Origin of the sequence: Aphanothece microscopica RSMan92, from assembly GCF_046613545.2 — a bacterium.
In the GTDB taxonomy this organism is placed as follows: domain Bacteria; phylum Cyanobacteriota; class Cyanobacteriia; order PCC-6307; family Cyanobiaceae; genus NIES-981.
The window spans coordinates 1-398 of record NZ_JBKKKY020000645.1; the positions used below are offsets into that span (position 1 = coordinate 1).

Here is a 398-nt window from a genome sequence, read left to right on the forward strand (position 1 = left end):
TGGTGCTGGATGAATCGGCACTGGACGGAACGCTTCCTGCGTATGCAGACCAGGATGGTGTGTATAGCGCGACGGTGGATCTGTCGACCGTGTTTGGCGATGGTGATCTGGGAACAGATGTGCCGACGGGTGAGACAAACTACACGGTTGAGCTATTTGAAGGAACGACGGTGGCGTCGGGTCTGTTCATTTTGGATGAGACGCAGCCAGACGGGAAGGGAGCGTCGATCGATCTGGTGGATGACGGGAGCGGAACGGTCAGGGGTGTGGTGAGCGGGACGACAAATGAGGTATTCACGATCAGCGTGGATGCATCAGGTGTGGTGACGTTTGCATACACCGATCAGGTGAATCCAGCCAATATCTGGCATTCGGATCCGGACAGTAATGATGAGTCA

1 protein-coding gene is annotated in these 398 nt (G+C 55.3%); it reads left to right on the plus strand.

Annotated elements, in window-relative coordinates; genetic code table 11:
• On the plus strand, positions 1-398 hold a 398-nt coding region (locus ACLD7X_RS19455), incomplete at both ends, for a DUF5801 repeats-in-toxin domain-containing protein (protein ID WP_411425324.1).